The sequence below is a fragment of the Thioclava sediminum genome, from assembly GCF_002020355.1.
Taxonomy (GTDB): Bacteria; Pseudomonadota; Alphaproteobacteria; order Rhodobacterales; family Rhodobacteraceae; genus Thioclava; species Thioclava sediminum.
The window spans coordinates 389,504-406,499 of the sequence record NZ_MPZV01000004.1 but is presented as its reverse complement, the minus strand read 5'-3'; the positions used below and the strand labels follow the sequence as shown (position 1 = coordinate 406,499).

Below are 16,996 nucleotides of genomic sequence, written 5' to 3'. Positions count from 1 at the left end.
AGATGAAGCTTTATTCGATGCCCTCCTCGGGCAACAGCTACAAGGTGCGTCTGCTGATGGCGCTGCTGGGCCAGAGCTACGACAAGATCGATGTCGAGTATGACACCGACGCCTTGGCCGAAGCTCATGAAAGCGGCGCGCTGCCCTTCGGCCGGGCGCCGGCGCTGCATCTCGACGACGGGCGGGTGCTCGCGGAGTCCAACGCGATCCTTACCTATCTCGGCGAGGGCTCGCGCTTTATCCCCGAGGACCGTTTCGCCCGCGCGCAGATGCTGTCGTGGATGTTCTGGGAGCAGAACCAGCACGAGGGCGTCATCGCCGTGCGCGCCGCAATCCTGTGCTATCCGCATCGCGCGCATGAGCGCACGCAGGAGACGCTCGACGCGCTGGAAGTGCGCGGCCACGTCCTCTTGGGCATCATGGAGCAGCGACTGGAGCAGGCCGATTGGCTCGCGGGCGACAAGATGAGCCTCGCCGATATCTGCCTTTACGCCTACACCCATACCGCCGAGACCCGCGGCGGCTATGATCTCGAGCCCTTCCCGGCGCTGCGCCGCTGGCTCGACCGGATCGCAGCGCTCGACGGCTATGTGGGTCTCGATGCCTGAGCTTTACGCATGGACCGATGGCGCCTGCAGCGGCAATCCCGGCCCCGGCGGCTGGGGCGTCTTGATGCGCGCGATGGATGGCGAAAGCGTCGTCAAGGAGCGCGAGCTGAAGGGCGGCGAGGCCGAAACCACCAATAACCGGATGGAGCTTCTGGCCGCGATCAACGCGCTGGAGACCCTGACCCGCGACACCGCGATCACGATTACCACCGACTCCGCTTACGTGAAGAACGGCGTGACCGGCTGGATCCACGGCTGGAAACGCAACGGCTGGAAGACCGCGGCGAAGAAGCCGGTGAAGAATGTCGATCTCTGGCAGCGGCTCGACGAGGCGCAGCGCCGCCACAACGTGACGTGGGAATGGATCAAGGGCCATGCGGGCCACCCCGAGAACGAGCGCGCCGACGAGCTGGCCCGCGCCGGGATGGAGCCCTTCAAACCGGCCAAGCAAAAATGACCGCCCTGCCCGACTGGCTGGGGGAATTTCCCTTGGGCGCTGCGCTGGATTATGCCTCGGTGCTGGTCTTCGCACTGACCGGGGCGCTGGTCGCCTCACGCCAGCAGCTCGACCTCGTGGGCTTCATCTTCATTGCCGCGCTCACCGCTATCGGCGGCGGCACGCTGCGCGATCTGCTTCTGGGCCGCGACCCGGTCTTCTGGGTTGGCGATCCCACCTATGTGCTGATCGCAGCGGGGGCGGCGGTGGTCGTCTTCTTCACCGCGCATCTTCTGGAAAGCCGCTACCGCGCGCTGCTGTGGCTCGATGCCTGCGCCTTGGCGGTGGCAGTGCCTGCAGGCGTCGCGATCACGATGCGGCTGGAGCATGGGCCGGTGATCGTGCTGATCATGGGCATCGCCACCGGCACGTTCGGCGGCCTGATGCGCGACGTGGTCTGCAACGAGGTGCCGCTGGTTCTCAAACAGGGCGAGCTGTATCTGTCCTGCGCGTTTGCCGGGGCCATGAGCGCGGTAATCGCGACGGCGCTCGGGGCGGATACGCTGATCGCGCTGTTGATCTGCGGCGGCGTGACCTTTGCGCTGCGGGCCGGATCGCTGCGTTTCGGCTGGAAGCTTCCGGTCTACAAGGCGCGCCCGCCGCGCCAATACTGACGGAAGTCGATTAACCGAAGTAGCTCAGCACCACCGGCGCGAGGAAAGCGGTCAGCACCGCGTTCAGCCCCATGCCGATGGACGCAAAGGCGCCCGCGGTCTCATGCACCTGAAAAGCGCGCGCCGTTCCGATCCCATGCGCCGCGACGCCCACCGCGAAGCCCCGCGCCCGCCAGTCGCGAAAACCCAGCAGGTTGAGCATCGGCGTCACCGTGATCGCCCCGATCATACCCGTCAGGATCACCAGCGCGGCTGTCAGCGAAGGCTCGCCACCAAGCGATTGCGAAATCCCGATGGCCACCGGGGCCGTCACCGATTTCGGCGCGAGCGAGGCGAGCAGTTCAGGCCCCGCGCCCATCGCCTTTGCAATCGCCAGAACCGAGACGATGGCCGTGACCGACCCCGCGATCAGCCCTGCCGCGATCGGCAGAAGCGCGCGTTTCACTTTCGGCAGGTTCGCATGCAGCGGCACCGCGAGACAGACCGTCGCCGGGCCCAGCATGAAGTGCACGAATTGCGCCCCGTCGAAATAGCGCTGATAGGGCGTGCCCGTCATCAGGAGCACCGCGCCGAGGATCACCACCGCGATCATCACCGGATTGGCGAAGGGGCTGCGGTTCACGCGCCTGAAGATCGTATCCCCGATCCAATAGGCGATCAGCGTCGCCCACAGCCACAAGAGCGGTTCGGAGGACAGGTAGGACCAGAGCTTGAACGGATCAGTCATCGGCATCGCTCCGGGTCAGCTTCGCCACCGCGACGAAGGCCGCCGCCCCGACCACGATCGCCAGCATGGTCGAGATCACCAGCGCCACCGCCAGCCCCATCCCATGCTCGCGAAGCGCACCAAGATGCGCGACGATCCCCACGCCCGCCGGCACGAAGAGAAGCGACAGGTGTTGCAACACGAATTGGCCCGTGGGGCGCACGATCTGCTGCACCTTGCCCGAGACGCTCATTGCGATCAGCAGGAAGATCATCCCCAGAACCGGGCCGGGAAGCGGCAGTTGCAACGCGCGGGACAGGATCTCGCCAGCGAGTTGGCAGGCGAGGATCAGGGACAGGGCTGGGATCATCGGTCGGCTCCTTGGGACGCACCTGATGCTAAGCCTCCGCGATCAAAAGGAAAAGACAGCGGAGGTGCATACCCGACTGCGTCGACAGGCATCTCGCACCCCCCGATACCTGCGCAAGAATGCGCCAATATATTGTGGATAACAGTCCCATCATCGCCAGATGCGGTGTCTTTCCATTGACTCGCAGGCCTGCTCTACGGACACTTCTCAGAACTCGGTCAGATTCGGAAAGTTTGGCAATTGCGCTTCTCTCGGCTACGTCTCAACGGTTTCAAGAGCTTCGTGGACCCCACGGATCTCGTGATCCATGACGGGCTGACCGGCGTCGTCGGACCCAATGGCTGCGGCAAGTCGAACCTCCTGGAAGCGCTGCGCTGGGTGATGGGCGAGAACCGCCCCTCGGCGATGCGCGGCGGCGGCATGGAAGACGTGATCTTCGCCGGCGCCTCGTCGCGCGGCGCGCGCAATTTCGCGGAAGTCGCGCTGCAGATCGACAATACCGAGCGGCTGGCGCCCTCCGGGTTCAACGACAGCGACGGGCTGGAGATCGTGCGCCGGATCACCCGCGACGCGGGCTCGGCCTATAAGGTGAACTCCAAGGACGTGCGCGCCCGCGATGTGCAGATGCTGTTCGCCGACGCCTCGACCGGTGCGCATTCGCCCGCGCTCGTGCGGCAGGGTCAGATTTCCGAGCTTATCAACGCCAAGCCGAAGAACCGCCGCCGCATCCTCGAGGAAGCGGCCGGGATCTCGGGCCTCTATCAGCGCCGCCACGAAGCGGAGTTGAAGCTGAACGGCGCCGAACAGAACCTGACCCGCGTCGACGACGTGATCGAGCAACTCGCCTCGCAGCTGGCCACCCTCGCCCGGCAGGCCCGCCAGGCCGCACGTTACCGCACCATCGGCGAAGAGCTGCGCCGCGCCGAGGGGATGCTACTATATCGCCGCTGGCGCGAAGCCGATCTGGCCCGCACCACCGCCGAAGAGGCGCATCGCGAGAAGGTCGCCGGGGCCGCGCAGGCCGAGAAAGCCTCCCGCGAGGCGGCCAAGGCCCGGCAGGGCAAGGAAGACGCGCTGCCACCGCTGCGCGAGGAAGAGGCCATCGCGGGCGCGATCCTGCAGCGCCTCACCGTGCAGCGCGACGCGCTCTCGGATCAGGAAGATCAGGCGATTGCGCGGATCGAGACGCTGAAGGCGCGGATCGAACAGCTCGTGCGCGACATGGAGCGCGAAGCGGGGCTCAACCGCGATGCGGGCGAGACGATCGGGCGGCTCGAATGGGAGCAGGCGCAGATCACGAAAGCCTCCGAGGGGCACGAAGACAAACTTGCGGCGGCAGTCGATGCCGCCCATGAGGCCGCGCAGATTTTGCAGGAGCGCGAGGCGCAACTGTCGGAACTGACCGAGGATGTCGCGCGGCTTGCGGCCCGTCACCAATCGTCCCAGCGCCTCGTGACCGACAACCGCGCGACGGCGGAGAAATCCGAAGCCGCCGCGGCGCAGGCTAAGCAAGCCGCCGAGGCCGCTGCCGCCGCGCTTGCGAAGGCGAATACCGAATTCGAGGCGGCAGAAGGCGCACAGACACAGGCGCAGGCCGCCGCCGAAGCCGCCGAGGAAGCGCTTGGTCAGGCCGATGACGCGCGCGCCGAGGCTCAGGGCCGCGAAAGCGCGGCCCGGGCGGCACGCTCGGAAGCCGAGGGCGAGGCCGGAGCCTTGCGGGCCGAGGTGTCGGCGCTCGCGCGTCTGGTCGAGCGCGAAGCCTCCAACGGCCAGCAGATTCTTGATCGCGTCCGGGTGGATCGCGGCTACGAGGCGGCGCTGGGTGCCGCGCTCGCCGATGACCTGCGCGCGCCGGAAGTGGGCGAGGATGACGCGACCGGCTGGCAAGCCCTGCCCGATTATCCCGCGCCGCAGCCCCTGCCCGTCGGCGTCGAGCCGCTCTCCGCTCATGTGGATGTGCCCGATGTGCTGGTGCGCCGGATCTCGCAGATCGGTCTGGTCGAGGATTACGACGAGGGCGTGCGGCTGCAGGATCAACTGGCCCCCGGCCAGCGCCTCGTCTCGACCGAGGGCGACCTGTGGCGCTGGGACGGCTATCGCGCCGGTGCCGAGGATGCCCCGACCGCCGCCGCATTGCGCTTACAACAGCTCAACCGTCTGGTGGAGTTGAAGCGCGATCTGGAAGAGGCCGAGGCGCGCGCTTCGGGCGCGAAATCCGCCCATGAGGCACTGACCGCCGCGCTGGCCGAGGCCACCCGCGCCGATGCCGCCGCGCGCGAGGCGCGCCGCGATGCCGATCGCCGCCTGGCCGAAGCGGGCCGCGCGCTCAGCCGGGCCGAGGCCGATCGCTCGATCGCCAGTTCCAAGCTGGAAAGCGCCCAGCTCGCCGTCGCCCGCCATGAGGAAGAGGCTGGCAGCGCGCGGATGGCGCTGCGCGAGGCGGAGAATGCGCAATCCTCCCTGCCCGATCTGGACGCCGCGCGCGGCGATGTCGAGGCGGTGAAGATGACGGTCGAAGCGGCGCGGATGACGATGATGACCAAGCGCTCCGCCCATGACGAAATCCGTCGGGAGGGCGAGGCGCGGCTGAAGCGTCGGCAGGAGATCACCAAGGAAATCTCCGGCTGGCGGCACCGGTTGGAGACCGCCGAGAAACGCTCGGCAGAGCTGGAAACCCGCAAGATCGAGAGCGAAGCGGAGCTGAAGGACGCCTCCGCCGCGCCCGAGGAACTGGCCGCGAAACGCGCCGAGCTGTCGGAGGCCATCGCCACCGCCGAAGCGCGTCAGGCCGAGGCGTCGGACAAGCTTTCCAGCGCGGAAAGCGCCCTGCGCGAGGCGCAGCTGGCCGAACGCGAGGCCGAACGTCTCGCCGGTGAGGCGCGCGAAGCCCGCGCCCGTGCCGAGGCCCGCGTCGATGCGGCCCGTGAAACCGTCGCCTATGCCGCCGAACGTATCCTCGAGGAGACCGAGAAGTCGCCGCAGGATTTGCTGGAAAGCCTCGACGCCGATCCCGAGAAAATGCCCGACGCGGAGAAGCTCGACGCGGAAGTGAACCGGCTCAAGCGGCTGCGCGAGAGCCTTGGTGCGGTGAACCTGCGCGCCGAAGAAGACGCCCGCGAGGTGCAGGAAGAGCATGACACGCTGGTGCAGGAGAAATCCGATCTCGAAGAGGCGATCCGCAAGCTGCGCGCCGGGATTTCGGGTCTGAACCGCGAAGGGCGCGAGCGTCTTCTGACCGCGTTCGAGCAGGTGAACGAGAACTTCCGGACGCTGTTCACCCATCTCTTCGGTGGCGGCTCGGCGAACCTGCAGCTGGTCGAAAGCGACGACCCGCTGGAGGCAGGGCTCGAGATCATGTGCCAGCCGCCGGGCAAGAAGCTGTCGACGCTGTCGCTGCTGTCGGGCGGTGAGCAGACGCTGACCGCGATGGCGCTGATCTTCGCGGTCTTCATGGCCAACCCCGCCCCGATCTGCGTGCTCGACGAGGTCGACGCGCCGCTCGATGATGCGAACGTGACGCGCTTCTGCGACCTGCTCGACGAGATGACGCGGCGCACCGACACGCGCTTCCTGATCATCACCCACCACGCGGTGACAATGGCGCGGATGGACCGGCTGTTCGGGGTGACGATGCAAGAACAAGGCGTGAGCCAGCTGGTCTCGGTCGACCTGAAGAAGGCCGAAGCGCTGGTGGCATAACGGCGAGGGGCTCGGCCCCGCGCTATCGCGCCCCCGGGATATTTCGATCAAGAAGAAGAGAAGCGATTCCGCTTGCGGGAGAAAAGGCGCGCGCCTAGCCTCGCCGCGAAATTTCATGGAGGGCGCAATGGCCAAGATCGAAGCACGTCTCGAAGAGCTGGGAATTCACCTTCCCGATGCGCCGGCACCGGCGGCAAATTACGTGCCCTTTGTGCGCACCGGCAATCAACTGTTCGTCTCGGGACAGATCTCGAACGGGCCCGAGGGGCTGATCCGCGGCAAGCTCGGCGACGGGATGGATGTCGAAGAGGGCGCGATGGCGGCGCGGTTCTGCGGGCTGGCGCTGATTGCGCAGGCTAAGGCGGCGATTGGAGATCTCGACAAGCTTCGTGTGGTGAAGCTGGTGGGTTTCGTGAATTCCACCGCTGATTTCACCGATCAGCCCAAGGTCGTGAACGGCTGTTCGGACCTGATGGTCGAGGTCTTCGGCGATGCGGGGCGTCACGCGCGTTCGGCGGTCTCGGCGGCCTCGCTGCCGATGGGCGTCGCGGTCGAAATCGAGGCGATTTTCGAGGTCGCGTGATGGCATTGCATCCTGATTTTCTCCGGCTTCCGATCGCGCATCGGGCGCTGCACGACTACACGCTCGGCCGTCCCGAAAACAGCCGTGGCGCAATCCGCGCGGCTATCGCGGCGGGCTACGGGATCGAGATCGACGTGCAACTCTCGGCCGATGGCGTGCCGATGGTGTTTCACGACTACGCGCTGGACCGGCTGACCGCAGAGCGCGGCCCGGTGCGCCAGCGCACCTCGGCAGAGCTTGGCGCGATCCATCTAAGCGGCACGCAGGAGGGCATTCCGACCCTCGCCGAAGTGCTGAAGATCGTGGACGGGCAGGTTCCGCTTCTGGTCGAGATCAAGGATCAGGACGGCGCGCTCGGCCAGCAGATCGGCCCGCTGGAAGAGGCGACGGCGCTGTTGCTGCGCGACTACGAAGGCCCGGTCGCGGTGATGTCCTTCAATCCGCATGCGGTGGCGGCATTCGGCGACTTGGCCCCGGGCGTTCCGGTCGGGCTGACCACCTCGGCCTATCAGCCCAATGACTGGGCGCTGCTGCCCGCAGCGCGCGGCGACGAGCTGCGCCATATTCCCGATTTCGAGCGCGTCGGCGCGGCCTTCATCTCGCATGAGGCGAAGGACCTGAACGCACTTCGGGTGACCGAGCTGAAATCGCTCGGCGTGCCGGTTCTGTGCTGGACGATCCGCTCGGTCGACGAGGAGACACTGGCGCGTCGGGTGGCCGATAACGTGACCTTCGAGGGCTACCTCTCGGCGCTTCCGGCTTGACGCCGCGCGCTCAGGGTACAGATTCAGGCAAAGGATGGCCTAACCACCCGGGATGAAATGGATCAAAGCGTTGAAATCACGCTTTATTCGGATATTTCCGAAATAAGTGAAGAAGACTGGAACGCCTGCGCCTGCCCCGAAATCGGGGATGGGGAGCGGGCGTTCGACCCGTTCACCACGCATCGGTTTCTGGCAGCCCTCGAGGCCTCCGGCTCGGTCGGGCCGGGCACGGGCTGGGACGCACGGCATCTTGTGGCGCGGATGGGCGACCGGATCATCGGCGTCGCGCCGCTCTACGTGAAATCGCACAGTCAGGGCGAATATGTCTTCGATCACGGCTGGGCCGATGCGTATGAGCGCGCGGGCGGGCGCTATTACCCCAAGCTGCAATGCGCAGTGCCCTTCACGCCCGTGGCCGGCCGGCGTCTGCTGGTTCTGCCGGGGCTGGAAGAGGCCGGCGGCCGCGCGCTTCTGGCCGGGATGGCGCAGATCGCGGAAGGGGCCGGGGTCTCTTCGGTCCATATGACGTTTTGCACCGAGGACGAGGCGGAGCTTGCCGCCGAGGCGGGCTGGCTGCCGCGGCTCGGGCAACAATTCCACTGGTTCAACGAGGGCTACGAGAGCTTCGACCAGTTCCTTGGCGAACTCAGCTCGCGCAAGCGCAAAGCGCTGCGCAAGGAGCGCCAGCGGGCGCAAGCTTTCGGCGGAGAAATCGTACAGCTGACCGGCGACGATATCCGGCCCGAGCATTGGGATGCGTTCTGGCAGTTCTATCAGGACACCGGCGCGCGGAAATGGGGCCGCCCTTACCTGAGCCGCGCCTTCTTCGACCTGCTGCACGAGATGCGCGAGGACGTGCTTCTGGTGCTCGCGATGAACGGAGACCACCCGATTGCGGGCGCGCTGAACCTGATCGGACGCGATGCGCTGTTCGGGCGCTATTGGGGCTGTATTGAGGATCACCCCTTCCTGCATTTCGAGCTCTGCTACCATCAGGCGGTCGATTACGCGATCGCGCACAAGCTGAGCCGGGTTGAGGCCGGGGCGCAGGGCGAACATAAGCTGGCGCGCGGCTACCTGCCCGTCGCGACCCATTCGGCGCATTGGATCGGCAATGAAGGTCTGCGCGGGGCGGTCGCGGAGTACTTGGAAGCCGAACGCGCCGCCGTGGACGAAGATATCGAGGTTCTCACCGAAATGGGCCCGTTCCGAGCCCCCTCGGGTGGAAGCGATGAGCAGGCGTGATAAGTAGCAGTGTTAAAGGACGTATGACGGGAGCGATGAATGAATTTGAATGACCTGACCGATGTCAGCGCGTGGCTGACGCAGGATCGGATCGATGCGGCCATCATGGTTGCGGTGAATGTGGTGGCTGCGCTGGTGATCCTGCTGGTCGCGATGGCGATCTCGGCCTGGGCCAAACGGCGTATCGTGGCGCTGTCGCAGCGTTACAAACGGCTGGACGACACGCTCTTCGGCTTCCTCGGCAATATGGTGAAATACCTGATCCTCGCGATCGGGGTGATCTTCATCCTCAACCGCTTCGGCATTCAGACGACCTCGCTGGCCGCCCTTGTCGGTGCCGCCGGTCTGGCTATCGGTCTCGCGCTGCAAGGCACACTGTCGAACCTCGCGGCGGGCGTGATGATCATCCTGTTCCGCCCGTTCCGCCAAGGCGATTTCATCGCGGCGGGCTCGGAAAGCGGCACGGTGACTGAAATCCAGCTCTTCTACACGGTTCTGACGACCTATGACGGCATCCAGATCATCGTGCCCAACAGCGACATCTGGTCGAGCGCGATCACCAATTTCTCCGCCAACCCGACGCGGATGATGGATCTGACCATCGGCGTCGCCTATGACGCGGACCTGAAGAAGACGCAGGAAGTTCTGGAGAATATCTCGCTCTCCGATCCGCGTGCCCTGCCGGAGCCCGCGCCGGTAATCCGGGTAAAGCAACTGGGCGACAGCTCGGTCGATTTCACCTTCCGCGTCTGGGCCAAGACGGAAGATTTCTGGGGACTTCAGGCGGAATATACCCGCAAGATCAAGGTGGAGTTCGACGCGAACGATATCGGCATCCCCTTCCCCACGCGGACGCTCGAAGTGGTGCAGGTACCGAAAATCGAGACCCGCAGCGTGACCCGCGAAAGCGGTGCCGCTTGAACTGGCGGCCCGGGGCTGCAAGGCTGCGGGCCAGCTTAACGCATCAGGGAGTAAGCGATGACATCGAAGCTCGAACCCGAGGAACGCAAGGCGCTGCTGAACGCGCTTGAAGATACCGGATGGCGCGCGGCCGATGGGCAGGATGCCCTGATCAAGCGGCTTCTGTTCAAGGATTTCTCCGCCGCGTGGGGCTTCATGAGCCAAGCCGCGCTCTGCGCCGAGAAGATGGATCACCATCCCGACTGGCGCAACGTCTACAACAAGCTCGAAATCACGCTGACGACCCATGACTGCGGTGGCGTCAGTGTCCTCGACATCGAACTGGCCGGCGCGCTGGATTCGCTGGCCGAGGGCGTGGCCGAGGTCGACCGCGATATCGGACGCCCGGTGATGCGACTGACCGAACCGGTCGAAAAAGACGACGACTGAACGAAAAACGCCCGGCTCCTTGGCCGGGCGTTTTCATTTTGTCAGGGCGGCGGATCAGAGTTCCGCGAGAAGGCCCTCGCCTGCCGAGGCTTCGCAGGTGCCGGGGCTTTCCTCGACATTCAGGTGCTTGACCACACCATCCTCGACGAGCATCGCGTAGCGCTTCGAGCGGTTGATGAGACCCGCGGGCGGCGCGGTGAAGTCCATCTCGATCGCCTGCGTGAAGGCGGCTTCCGGGTCGGCCAGCATGGTCAGCCCCGCCTCGGTCGCGCCCGTTGCCTCGCCCCAGGCCTGCATGACGAAGGGGTCGTTGACCGAGACGCAGATGATCTCGTCCACGCCCTTTTCGGCGAATTGGTCCTTGGTGCGGATGAAGCTGGGCACATGCGCGGTGGTGCAGACGCCGGTATAGGCGCCCGGCACGGCGAAGATCACGATCTTGCGGCCCTTCATCTTGTCGCCAAGGCTCACGGGTTGCGGCCCTTCATCGCCCACGGCGAGGAAAGTCGCGCCGGGAAGAACGTCGCCGGTCGTTAAGGTCATAGAAAGCTCCGATTTGTTCGCGTTGCACTTGTTCCGCCCGTCGATATAGGGTCAGGCGCGAGCCGGGCCAGTGGAGAAAGTTATGAGCGGAATAGTGATCGTCGGCGCGGGACAGGCCGCAGCCTCTATGGCCGCGAAACTGCGGGCGCTGAAATATGACGGTGCGATCACCGTGATCGGCTCGGAGCCCATTCAGCCCTACCAGCGCCCACCCCTGTCGAAAGCCTATCTGCTGGGCGATATGGAGCTGGAGCGGCTCACGCTGCGCGCGCCGGACTGGTGGCAGGAGAACGACATCACGCTGCGGCTCGGCACCTCCGTCACCGCGATCGACACCGAGGTGCAGACGGTCACCCTGTCGGATGGCGAGACGCTGGATTATGCCGAACTCGCGCTCTGCACCGGGGCCACGCCACGTCGCCTGCCCGCGGCGATCGGCGGCGATCTGGGCAATGTCTTCACCGTGCGCAACCTCGCGGATGTCGACCGGATGCAGCCTCATTTCACCGAAGGCAAACGGCTCTTGGTGGTCGGCGGCGGCTATATCGGGCTGGAGGCCGCGGCGGTCGCGCGCAAGCTCGGCCTCGAGGTCACGCTGGTCGAGGCCGCCCCGCGCATCCTCGGTCGCGTTGCCTGCAAGGAAACCGCAGACGCGATCCGCGCATTGCATCGCGAGCGTGGCGTCGAAATCCTCGAAGGGGTCGGTCTGACGCGACTGACCGGCGAGGAGACCGTCACCGGCGCGATCCTCGAGGACGGGCGCGAATTGCCGGCCGATTTCGTGATCGTCGGCATCGGCATCACCCCCGACGAGGAGATCGCCCGCGAAGCCGGTATCCATTGCGAAAACGGCATCGCCGCCGACGCACAGGGCCGCACCTCCGCGCCCCATATCTGGGCGGCGGGCGATTGCGCTTCCTTCCCCGGGACCGAGGGGCGTATCCGCCTCGAATCCGTCGGCAACGCAATCGACATGGGCGAGCTGGTCGCCGCGAACATGCTGGGCGCCGACCGCGCCTATACGCCCAAACCGTGGTTCTGGTCGGATCAGTTCGACGCGAAATTGCAGATCGCCGGGCTCAATGCGGGCTATGATCAGGTCGTCAGCCGCCACGACGAAGGCAGCAGCTTCTGGTATTTCCGCGCAGGCCGCCTGATCGCGGTGGACGCGATCAACGATGCGCGCGCCTATATGGTCGGCAAGCGCCTGATCGAAGCGGGCAAACCCGTGACGCCCGAAGCAGTCGAGACCACGGCAGAGCTGAAAGCCCTGATGAAATGAGAATTATCGGAGGCGCGAAGCGTGGGCTGAAACTGGCGGATGTGGGTGCGGGCGACATGGATGCGCATCTGCGCCCCACGACCGACCGCGTGCGCGAGTCGATCTTCAACCTGCTGAGGAATGGCGGGCATGGCAATCCGGTGCCCGAGGCGCGGGTGCTCGATCTCTTCGCAGGCACCGGCGCGCTGGGGCTGGAGGCGCTGTCGCGTGGCGCGGCCCGCGTGGCCTTCGTCGATGACGGCACCGCCGCCCGCGCGCTTCTGCGCCGCAATATCGAGGCGATGCGCGCGATGGGCGTCACCGATGTCTGGCGGCGCGATGCAACCAATATGGGCCCCAATCGCGGCCCAGGCTACGATCTGATCTTCCTCGATCCGCCCTACGGAATGGGGCTGGGCGAACGTGCCCTCGCCTCCTGTCTCGAGAATGGATGGATCGCTCCGGGCGCGATGATCGTTTGGGAAGAGAACACCCCGCCGATCCTGCCCGCCGCCCTCGAACAGCTCGACCAACGCCGCTATGGCGACACGCTCGTAACCCTTGCCCGGATGCCTGAATGACAAACCACCCGAAGATCCCCCATGCCGTCCTGTTCGATTGCGACGGGGTGCTCGTCGACAGCGAGCCCGCGACCTTCGACCTGATTCAGGAAGAATTCGCCCGCTACGACTTGCACAAGACGATCTCCGAACTGGAAGACGCCTTCATCGGCTCCACCATCGAGAATGTCTATCAATGGGGCCGCGAGCACGGGGCCGATCTGCCCGAGGGCTGGGTCGACAGCTATTACAAGGCGCTCTACGCCCGGCTGCGCGAGGGGACCGAACTGATGCCGGGCATCCCGCGCCTTCTCGCGCGGCTCGATGCGGAGGGAATTCCCTTCGCAGTCGGCTCGAACGGACGGCAGGCGAAGATGGAGGCGACGCTCGGGCAGCACCCGGATATCCGCACGCGACTGGAAGGACTTCTGTTCTCGGGGCAGGACATGAACATGCCCAAGCCGAAGCCCGATCTCTACATCCATGCCGCGCGCCATCTGGGCGCTGACCCGAAGGCTTGCGTGGTGATCGAGGATAGCGCCACCGGCGCGCGCGCGGCGAAAAACGCAGGCATGCGCTGCCTCGGCTATTCGCCGAAAGGCGACAATCCGAAGCTCGCCGCGGAAGGGGCGGAATTGTTCACCGACATGGCCCAGGTGCCGCGGCTCATCGGCCTCGATCCCTGATCTTCGGCTTGGCGGAAATATCCCGGGGTGAGCCGGGGCCAGCGGCCTTCCAGTGGAAGGACGCCCCGGCGAACGCCCGAAGCGCAAGCGCAGGGCCGGCGCAGCCAGCGGGGGGCAGCGCCCCCACTAACGCCTGAACCTTAGCGCCAAGTCGGGTGGAAGCGTCCCGCCGGCGAGGTGGTGAAGATCTCGCAGCCATCGGCGGTCACACCTACCGAATGCTCGAACTGCGCCGACAGCGATTTGTCCCGCGTCACGGCGGTCCAATCATCGGCCAGAACCTTGGTCTCGGGGCGGCCCAGATTCACCATCGGCTCGATCGTGAAGATCATGCCCTCTTCCAGCATCGCGCCGGATCCTGCGCGCCCGTAATGCAGCACGTTCGGCGGCGCGTGGAAGACCTTGCCCACGCCGTGACCGCAGAAATCGCGCACGACCGACATGCGGTTGCTTTCGACGAATTTCTGGATCGCGTGGCCGATATCGCCAAAGGTGTTGCCGGGCTTCACCTGCTCGATGCCGACCATGAGCGAGTCATGGGTGACCTGAATCAAACGCTCGGCCTTGCGGCTCAGATTGCCCGCGACATACATGCGCGAGCTGTCCCCGAACCAGCCGTCGAGGATCACGGTCACGTCGATATTGATGATATCGCCGTCCTTCAGCTTCTTGTCGCCCGGGATGCCGTGGCAGACGACATGGTTCACCGAGATGCAGCTCGCATGCTGATAGCCGCGATACCCGATGGTCGCCGAGGTAGCGCCCAGCTCGCCCACGCGGCGTTCGATGAAGGCGTCAAGTGCTGCGGTCGTGACCCCCGGCTCCACCAGATCGGCGACCTCGTCGAGAATTTGCGCCGTCACCTGCGAGGAGGCGCGCATTCCCGCAAAATCGCTCTGATCGTAGATCCGGATTCCGTCCTTCGTGGTGCGGCCCTGAGTATCGTCCAACGGTCTGCTCCTTAAGGGTTTCGGCCTTTAGATAGTCACAAAAGCGGGGCTTGGCCAGTGCCCGGGCTTTTCGCGCCCCGTTCCGCGCCCTATACCAAGTCGAAAGGAGCCTCACAGATGCCAAATCCCACCGCAGCGATCCTGATCATCGGCGATGAAATCCTCTCGGGGCGCACCCGCGAGGGAAACGCGCATTATCTGGCCGGACAGCTGGTCGAACGCGGAATCACCTGCCGCGAAATCCGCGTGGTGCCGGACGATAACGAGGTGATCGTAGCCGCGGTGCGGGAGCTCTCGGCAGCCCATGATCACCTTTTTACGAGCGGCGGAATCGGCCCGACCCATGACGACATCACCGCCGATGCGGTGGCCGAGGCGATGGGGGCCAAGCTCGACGTGCGCGAGGATGCCAAGGCGATCCTCGCCGCGCATTACGCAGCCCGCGACACCGAGTTCACCGCCGCGCGGCTGCGCATGGCGCGGATCCCCGACGGGGCGGTGTTGATCGAGAACCCGGTCTCTGCCGCGCCGGGCTTCTCGCTGGGCAATGTCCACGTGATGGCGGGGGTGCCGAACATCTTTCAGGCGATGGTCGAGGGGCTTCTGCCGAAACTCACCGGCGGCGCGCCGATGCTCTCGCGCAGCCTGCAGGTGCTGCGCGCGGAATCCTCGGTGGCCGACGATCTGCGCGCGCTGGCGGGCCGCTATCCCGACCTCTCGATCGGGTCCTACCCCTTCGTGCAGGAGGGCCGTTACGGCACCAATCTCGTGCTGCGCGGCACCGATCCCGTTCAGGTCGACGCGGGCTTCGCCGAGCTGAAGACCGCCTTCCCGGAGGGCACATGATCGACGCCTATGCGATCATCGACGCGACCTGGCCCGCAGCCGAATATCGCCGTGCGGGCGGATTTCTGATCCGTGACGGACAAGGCGGCGGCTCGCGCGTCAGCTGCGCGACGCTGGAAGTGCCGCTCGAGCAGGCCGACATTCCGGCCGCCGAAGCCGCGCATCGCGCCTTGGGCCAGCGCCCGCGCTTCATGATACGCGCGGGCGACGAGGCCCTGGATGCGGTCCTGGAGGCGCGCGGTTACGAATCCTATGACCCGGTGCGGATCTGGTCGGCTCCGATCGCCGCGATGCAGGGCGAGGTGCCGCCCGTGACCGCTTTCGCCCATTGGCCGCCGCTTCAGATCGCCCGCGACCTGTGGACCGAGCTCGATGTCGGCCCCGAGCGCCAAGCGATCATGGATCGCGCCGAGGTGCCGAAAACCTGCGTTCTCGGCCGCAAGGAAGACCGGGCCGCAGGCGTTGCCTATATCGGCCTCTACGAAGGGGCGGCGATGCTCCATGCGCTCGCCGTCGCCCCAAAATACCGCCGGATGAGCCTCGCGCGCGAGATGATCCATGAGGGCGCTCGCTGGGCCGCCGAGGCCGGGGCGGAGCGGTTCGAGATGATCACGACGCTCGCCAATGACGCCTCGAACACGCTCGCGGAAAGCTTCGGTATGGAAGTGCGCGCGCAATATCACTATCGCCGCGCGCCGGAGGTGGCATGACCCGCCGGGCGATCCTTCTTCTCGCCGGTCTGCTGGCCGCCCCCCTGTCCCACGCGGCGCTGGCCGCATCAGCGGACCTGACACTGCCCGCAGGCGCCACGCAATCCGCGCAGGAAACGAGCCCCGCCACCAGCTACCAGTTGGCGGTCGGGCCATGGCAGGACGGTCAGCTCGAGACCCGCGATCTTGAGGGCGCGCGCTCCGACACCGCCTATCAGCTGCGCGCCAATCAGAACACGACGCTGCAAATCCTCGCGCCCCTGCGCGATCAGCTCGAACAGGCGGGCTACGACATCCTCTATGAATGCGACACGCAGGCCTGCGGCGGCTTTGATTTTCGCTACGCGCTCGACCTGCTGTCAGAGCCCGCGATGCATGTCGATCTGGGCGACTTCCGCTATATCGCGGCGCGCAAAGGGTCGGATTACTTCGGAATTACCGTGTCGCGCTCGTCCGAGTCGGGCTTCATTCAGGTGACCGAGATGCGGGTGCAGGACGTCACCCCCGCCCAGCCCGACGATCCGCTCGCCCCGCCGCAAACCGCACCGATTCTGCCGCGCGCCGATGCGCCCGCCGTCGCCCCCTCCGCGCTTGCGCAAACGCTTGAGGCGCAGGGCTCGGTCGCGCTCGACGATCTCGACTTCCCCTCCGGCGCCTCTGCGCTTGGCTCGGGCGATTTCGCCTCGCTGCAGGCACTAGCCGAGTTCCTCAAGGCCAATCCCGATTTTCAGGTGATGCTGGTGGGCCATACCGATGCGGTGGGCTCGCTCGCCGCCAATATCGCGCTGTCGAAGAAACGCGCGCAATCGGCTCGGCAGAAGCTGATCGGCGATTACGGGGTGGCGGCGTCGCAGGTCAGCGCCGAGGGGGCGGGTTTCCTTGCCCCGCGCGCAAGCAATCTGACCAAAGAGGGCCGCGAGAAAAACAGACGGGTCGAAGCGGTTCTCACCTCGACCCGGAGTTAGCGCCAGCCGGCGGAATGGCCCGTCGCGGGAGGGAGTTCGG

Annotated in this window: 19 protein-coding genes; 15 read left to right on the top strand and 4 right to left on the bottom strand. The window is 65.9% G+C overall.

The features are described 5' to 3' along the window. Nucleotides 1-2: 2 nt before the first annotated feature. From BMI91_RS17350 to BMI91_RS17340, 3 genes are read left to right on the top strand one after another with little or no spacing between them, the layout of a single operon-like run. The gene (locus tag BMI91_RS17350) at nucleotides 3-608 is read left to right on the top strand and encodes a glutathione S-transferase family protein (RefSeq protein WP_078606045.1); all 606 of its coding nucleotides are present in this window, start codon (nucleotides 3-5) and stop codon (nucleotides 606-608) included. Beyond that, nucleotides 601-1,065 carry a ribonuclease HI gene (gene rnhA / locus BMI91_RS17345; RefSeq protein ID WP_078606085.1) on the top strand — a complete coding sequence of 155 codons (465 nt, stop codon included), beginning with the start codon at nucleotides 601-603 and terminating at the stop codon, nucleotides 1,063-1,065. The genes BMI91_RS17350 and rnhA overlap by 8 nt, the downstream gene beginning before the upstream one ends. Next, nucleotides 1,062-1,718 carry a trimeric intracellular cation channel family protein gene (locus BMI91_RS17340; protein WP_078522350.1) on the top strand — a complete coding sequence of 219 codons (657 nt, stop codon included), beginning with the start codon at nucleotides 1,062-1,064 and terminating at the stop codon, nucleotides 1,716-1,718. Before rnhA ends, BMI91_RS17340 begins: the two co-directional genes overlap by 4 nt. A 10-nt stretch (nucleotides 1,719-1,728) precedes the next feature. Here the strand turns inward: BMI91_RS17340 and BMI91_RS17335 are convergent, their stop codons facing one another. Together BMI91_RS17335 and BMI91_RS17330 are read right to left on the bottom strand one after the other, a co-directional pair. Further along, nucleotides 1,729-2,445, bottom strand: coding sequence for an LrgB family protein (locus BMI91_RS17335; RefSeq protein WP_078606044.1), 717 nt, complete (start codon nucleotides 2,443-2,445; stop codon nucleotides 1,729-1,731). Continuing rightward, entirely contained in the window at nucleotides 2,438-2,794 is a 357-nt protein-coding gene (locus BMI91_RS17330; protein WP_078606043.1) for a CidA/LrgA family protein, read from the bottom strand. Before BMI91_RS17330 ends, BMI91_RS17335 begins: the two co-directional genes overlap by 8 nt. 240 nt (nucleotides 2,795-3,034) lie before the next feature. On the opposite strand from BMI91_RS17330, the gene smc reads away from it, so the two are divergent. From smc to BMI91_RS17300, 6 genes are all read left to right on the top strand, one after another. Beyond that, complete coding sequence (smc, locus tag BMI91_RS17325) at nucleotides 3,035-6,493, top strand: chromosome segregation protein SMC (RefSeq protein ID WP_078606042.1); 3,459 nt, start codon at nucleotides 3,035-3,037, stop codon at nucleotides 6,491-6,493. Nucleotides 6,494-6,620: 127 nt separating this feature from the next. Beyond that, entirely contained in the window at nucleotides 6,621-7,076 is a 456-nt protein-coding gene (locus tag BMI91_RS17320) for a RidA family protein (RefSeq protein ID WP_078522346.1), read from the top strand. After that, a complete protein-coding gene (locus BMI91_RS17315; RefSeq protein WP_093477243.1) occupies nucleotides 7,076-7,840 on the top strand; it encodes a glycerophosphodiester phosphodiesterase family protein in 765 nt (254 codons plus the stop codon). Before BMI91_RS17320 ends, BMI91_RS17315 begins: the two co-directional genes overlap by 1 nt. Nucleotides 7,841-7,897: 57 nt before the next feature. Next, nucleotides 7,898-9,085, top strand: a complete 1,188-nt coding sequence (locus tag BMI91_RS17310) for a GNAT family N-acetyltransferase (protein WP_078606040.1) — start codon at nucleotides 7,898-7,900, stop codon at nucleotides 9,083-9,085. Nucleotides 9,086-9,124: 39 nt separating this feature from the next. After that, nucleotides 9,125-10,006: a mechanosensitive ion channel family protein gene (locus BMI91_RS17305; protein ID WP_078522343.1), complete on the top strand. Its 882-nt coding sequence runs from the start codon at nucleotides 9,125-9,127 to the stop codon at nucleotides 10,004-10,006. Nucleotides 10,007-10,063: 57 nt separating this feature from the next. Continuing rightward, on the top strand, nucleotides 10,064-10,435 hold the full coding sequence (locus tag BMI91_RS17300; protein ID WP_078606039.1) for a 4a-hydroxytetrahydrobiopterin dehydratase: 372 nt from the start codon (nucleotides 10,064-10,066) through the stop codon (nucleotides 10,433-10,435). 54 nt (nucleotides 10,436-10,489) lie between these two features. Here BMI91_RS17300 and BMI91_RS17295 read toward each other — a convergent pair whose 3' ends face one another. Beyond that, complete coding sequence (locus tag BMI91_RS17295) at nucleotides 10,490-10,978, bottom strand: peroxiredoxin (protein WP_078570786.1); 489 nt, start codon at nucleotides 10,976-10,978, stop codon at nucleotides 10,490-10,492. Between the two features lie 82 nt (nucleotides 10,979-11,060). Here BMI91_RS17295 and BMI91_RS17290 point away from each other — a divergent pair, with 82 nt between their 5' ends. Genes BMI91_RS17290 through BMI91_RS17280 form a run of 3 tightly spaced genes read left to right on the top strand, consistent with a single transcriptional unit; the run spans nucleotide 11,061 to nucleotide 13,485 of the window. After that, complete coding sequence (locus BMI91_RS17290; protein WP_078606038.1) at nucleotides 11,061-12,260, top strand: NAD(P)/FAD-dependent oxidoreductase; 1,200 nt, start codon at nucleotides 11,061-11,063, stop codon at nucleotides 12,258-12,260. Then, on the top strand, nucleotides 12,257-12,820 hold the full coding sequence (gene rsmD, locus BMI91_RS17285; RefSeq protein ID WP_078606037.1) for a 16S rRNA (guanine(966)-N(2))-methyltransferase RsmD: 564 nt from the start codon (nucleotides 12,257-12,259) through the stop codon (nucleotides 12,818-12,820). Before BMI91_RS17290 ends, rsmD begins: the two co-directional genes overlap by 4 nt. Further along, entirely contained in the window at nucleotides 12,817-13,485 is a 669-nt protein-coding gene (locus BMI91_RS17280; protein ID WP_078606036.1) for an HAD family hydrolase, read from the top strand. Before rsmD ends, BMI91_RS17280 begins: the two co-directional genes overlap by 4 nt. Before the next feature lie 140 nt (nucleotides 13,486-13,625). Here the strand turns inward: BMI91_RS17280 and map are convergent, their stop codons facing one another. Continuing rightward, nucleotides 13,626-14,435, bottom strand: coding sequence for a type I methionyl aminopeptidase (gene map / locus BMI91_RS17275; RefSeq protein ID WP_078550844.1), 810 nt, complete (start codon nucleotides 14,433-14,435; stop codon nucleotides 13,626-13,628). 117 nt (nucleotides 14,436-14,552) lie between these two features. On the opposite strand from map, the gene BMI91_RS17270 reads away from it, so the two are divergent. Genes BMI91_RS17270 through BMI91_RS17260 form a run of 3 tightly spaced genes read left to right on the top strand, consistent with a single transcriptional unit; the run spans nucleotide 14,553 to nucleotide 16,956 of the window. After that, the gene (locus tag BMI91_RS17270) at nucleotides 14,553-15,281 is read left to right on the top strand and encodes a competence/damage-inducible protein A (RefSeq protein ID WP_078606035.1); all 729 of its coding nucleotides are present in this window, start codon (nucleotides 14,553-14,555) and stop codon (nucleotides 15,279-15,281) included. Further along, complete coding sequence (locus BMI91_RS17265) at nucleotides 15,278-15,991, top strand: GNAT family N-acetyltransferase (RefSeq protein ID WP_078606034.1); 714 nt, start codon at nucleotides 15,278-15,280, stop codon at nucleotides 15,989-15,991. Before BMI91_RS17270 ends, BMI91_RS17265 begins: the two co-directional genes overlap by 4 nt. Further along, a complete protein-coding gene (locus tag BMI91_RS17260) occupies nucleotides 15,988-16,956 on the top strand; it encodes an OmpA family protein (RefSeq protein ID WP_078606033.1) in 969 nt (322 codons plus the stop codon). Before BMI91_RS17265 ends, BMI91_RS17260 begins: the two co-directional genes overlap by 4 nt. Nucleotides 16,957-16,996 lie beyond the last annotated feature (40 nt).

What these genes read in the sequence shown, in the direction of transcription:
- BMI91_RS17350 (WP_078606045.1), top strand. Translation starts at nt 3, where the DNA reads ATGAAGCTTTATTCGATGCCCTCCTCGGGCAACAGCTACAAGGTGCGT.
- rnhA (WP_078606085.1), top strand. Translation starts at nt 601, where the DNA reads ATGCCTGAGCTTTACGCATGGACCGATGGCGCCTGCAGCGGCAATCCC.
- BMI91_RS17340 (WP_078522350.1), top strand. Translation starts at nt 1,062, where the DNA reads ATGACCGCCCTGCCCGACTGGCTGGGGGAATTTCCCTTGGGCGCTGCG.
- BMI91_RS17335 (WP_078606044.1), bottom strand. Translation starts at nt 2,445, where the DNA reads ATGACTGATCCGTTCAAGCTCTGGTCCTACCTGTCCTCCGAACCGCTC.
- BMI91_RS17330 (WP_078606043.1), bottom strand. Translation starts at nt 2,794, where the DNA reads ATGATCCCAGCCCTGTCCCTGATCCTCGCCTGCCAACTCGCTGGCGAG.
- BMI91_RS17320 (WP_078522346.1), top strand. Translation starts at nt 6,621, where the DNA reads ATGGCCAAGATCGAAGCACGTCTCGAAGAGCTGGGAATTCACCTTCCC.
- BMI91_RS17315 (WP_093477243.1), top strand. Translation starts at nt 7,076, where the DNA reads ATGGCATTGCATCCTGATTTTCTCCGGCTTCCGATCGCGCATCGGGCG.
- BMI91_RS17310 (WP_078606040.1), top strand. Translation starts at nt 7,898, where the DNA reads ATGGATCAAAGCGTTGAAATCACGCTTTATTCGGATATTTCCGAAATA.
- BMI91_RS17305 (WP_078522343.1), top strand. Translation starts at nt 9,125, where the DNA reads ATGAATTTGAATGACCTGACCGATGTCAGCGCGTGGCTGACGCAGGAT.
- BMI91_RS17300 (WP_078606039.1), top strand. Translation starts at nt 10,064, where the DNA reads ATGACATCGAAGCTCGAACCCGAGGAACGCAAGGCGCTGCTGAACGCG.
- BMI91_RS17295 (WP_078570786.1), bottom strand. Translation starts at nt 10,978, where the DNA reads ATGACCTTAACGACCGGCGACGTTCTTCCCGGCGCGACTTTCCTCGCC.
- BMI91_RS17290 (WP_078606038.1), top strand. Translation starts at nt 11,061, where the DNA reads ATGAGCGGAATAGTGATCGTCGGCGCGGGACAGGCCGCAGCCTCTATG.
- rsmD (WP_078606037.1), top strand. Translation starts at nt 12,257, where the DNA reads ATGAGAATTATCGGAGGCGCGAAGCGTGGGCTGAAACTGGCGGATGTG.
- BMI91_RS17280 (WP_078606036.1), top strand. Translation starts at nt 12,817, where the DNA reads ATGACAAACCACCCGAAGATCCCCCATGCCGTCCTGTTCGATTGCGAC.
- BMI91_RS17270 (WP_078606035.1), top strand. Translation starts at nt 14,553, where the DNA reads ATGCCAAATCCCACCGCAGCGATCCTGATCATCGGCGATGAAATCCTC.
- BMI91_RS17265 (WP_078606034.1), top strand. Translation starts at nt 15,278, where the DNA reads ATGATCGACGCCTATGCGATCATCGACGCGACCTGGCCCGCAGCCGAA.
- BMI91_RS17260 (WP_078606033.1), top strand. Translation starts at nt 15,988, where the DNA reads ATGACCCGCCGGGCGATCCTTCTTCTCGCCGGTCTGCTGGCCGCCCCC.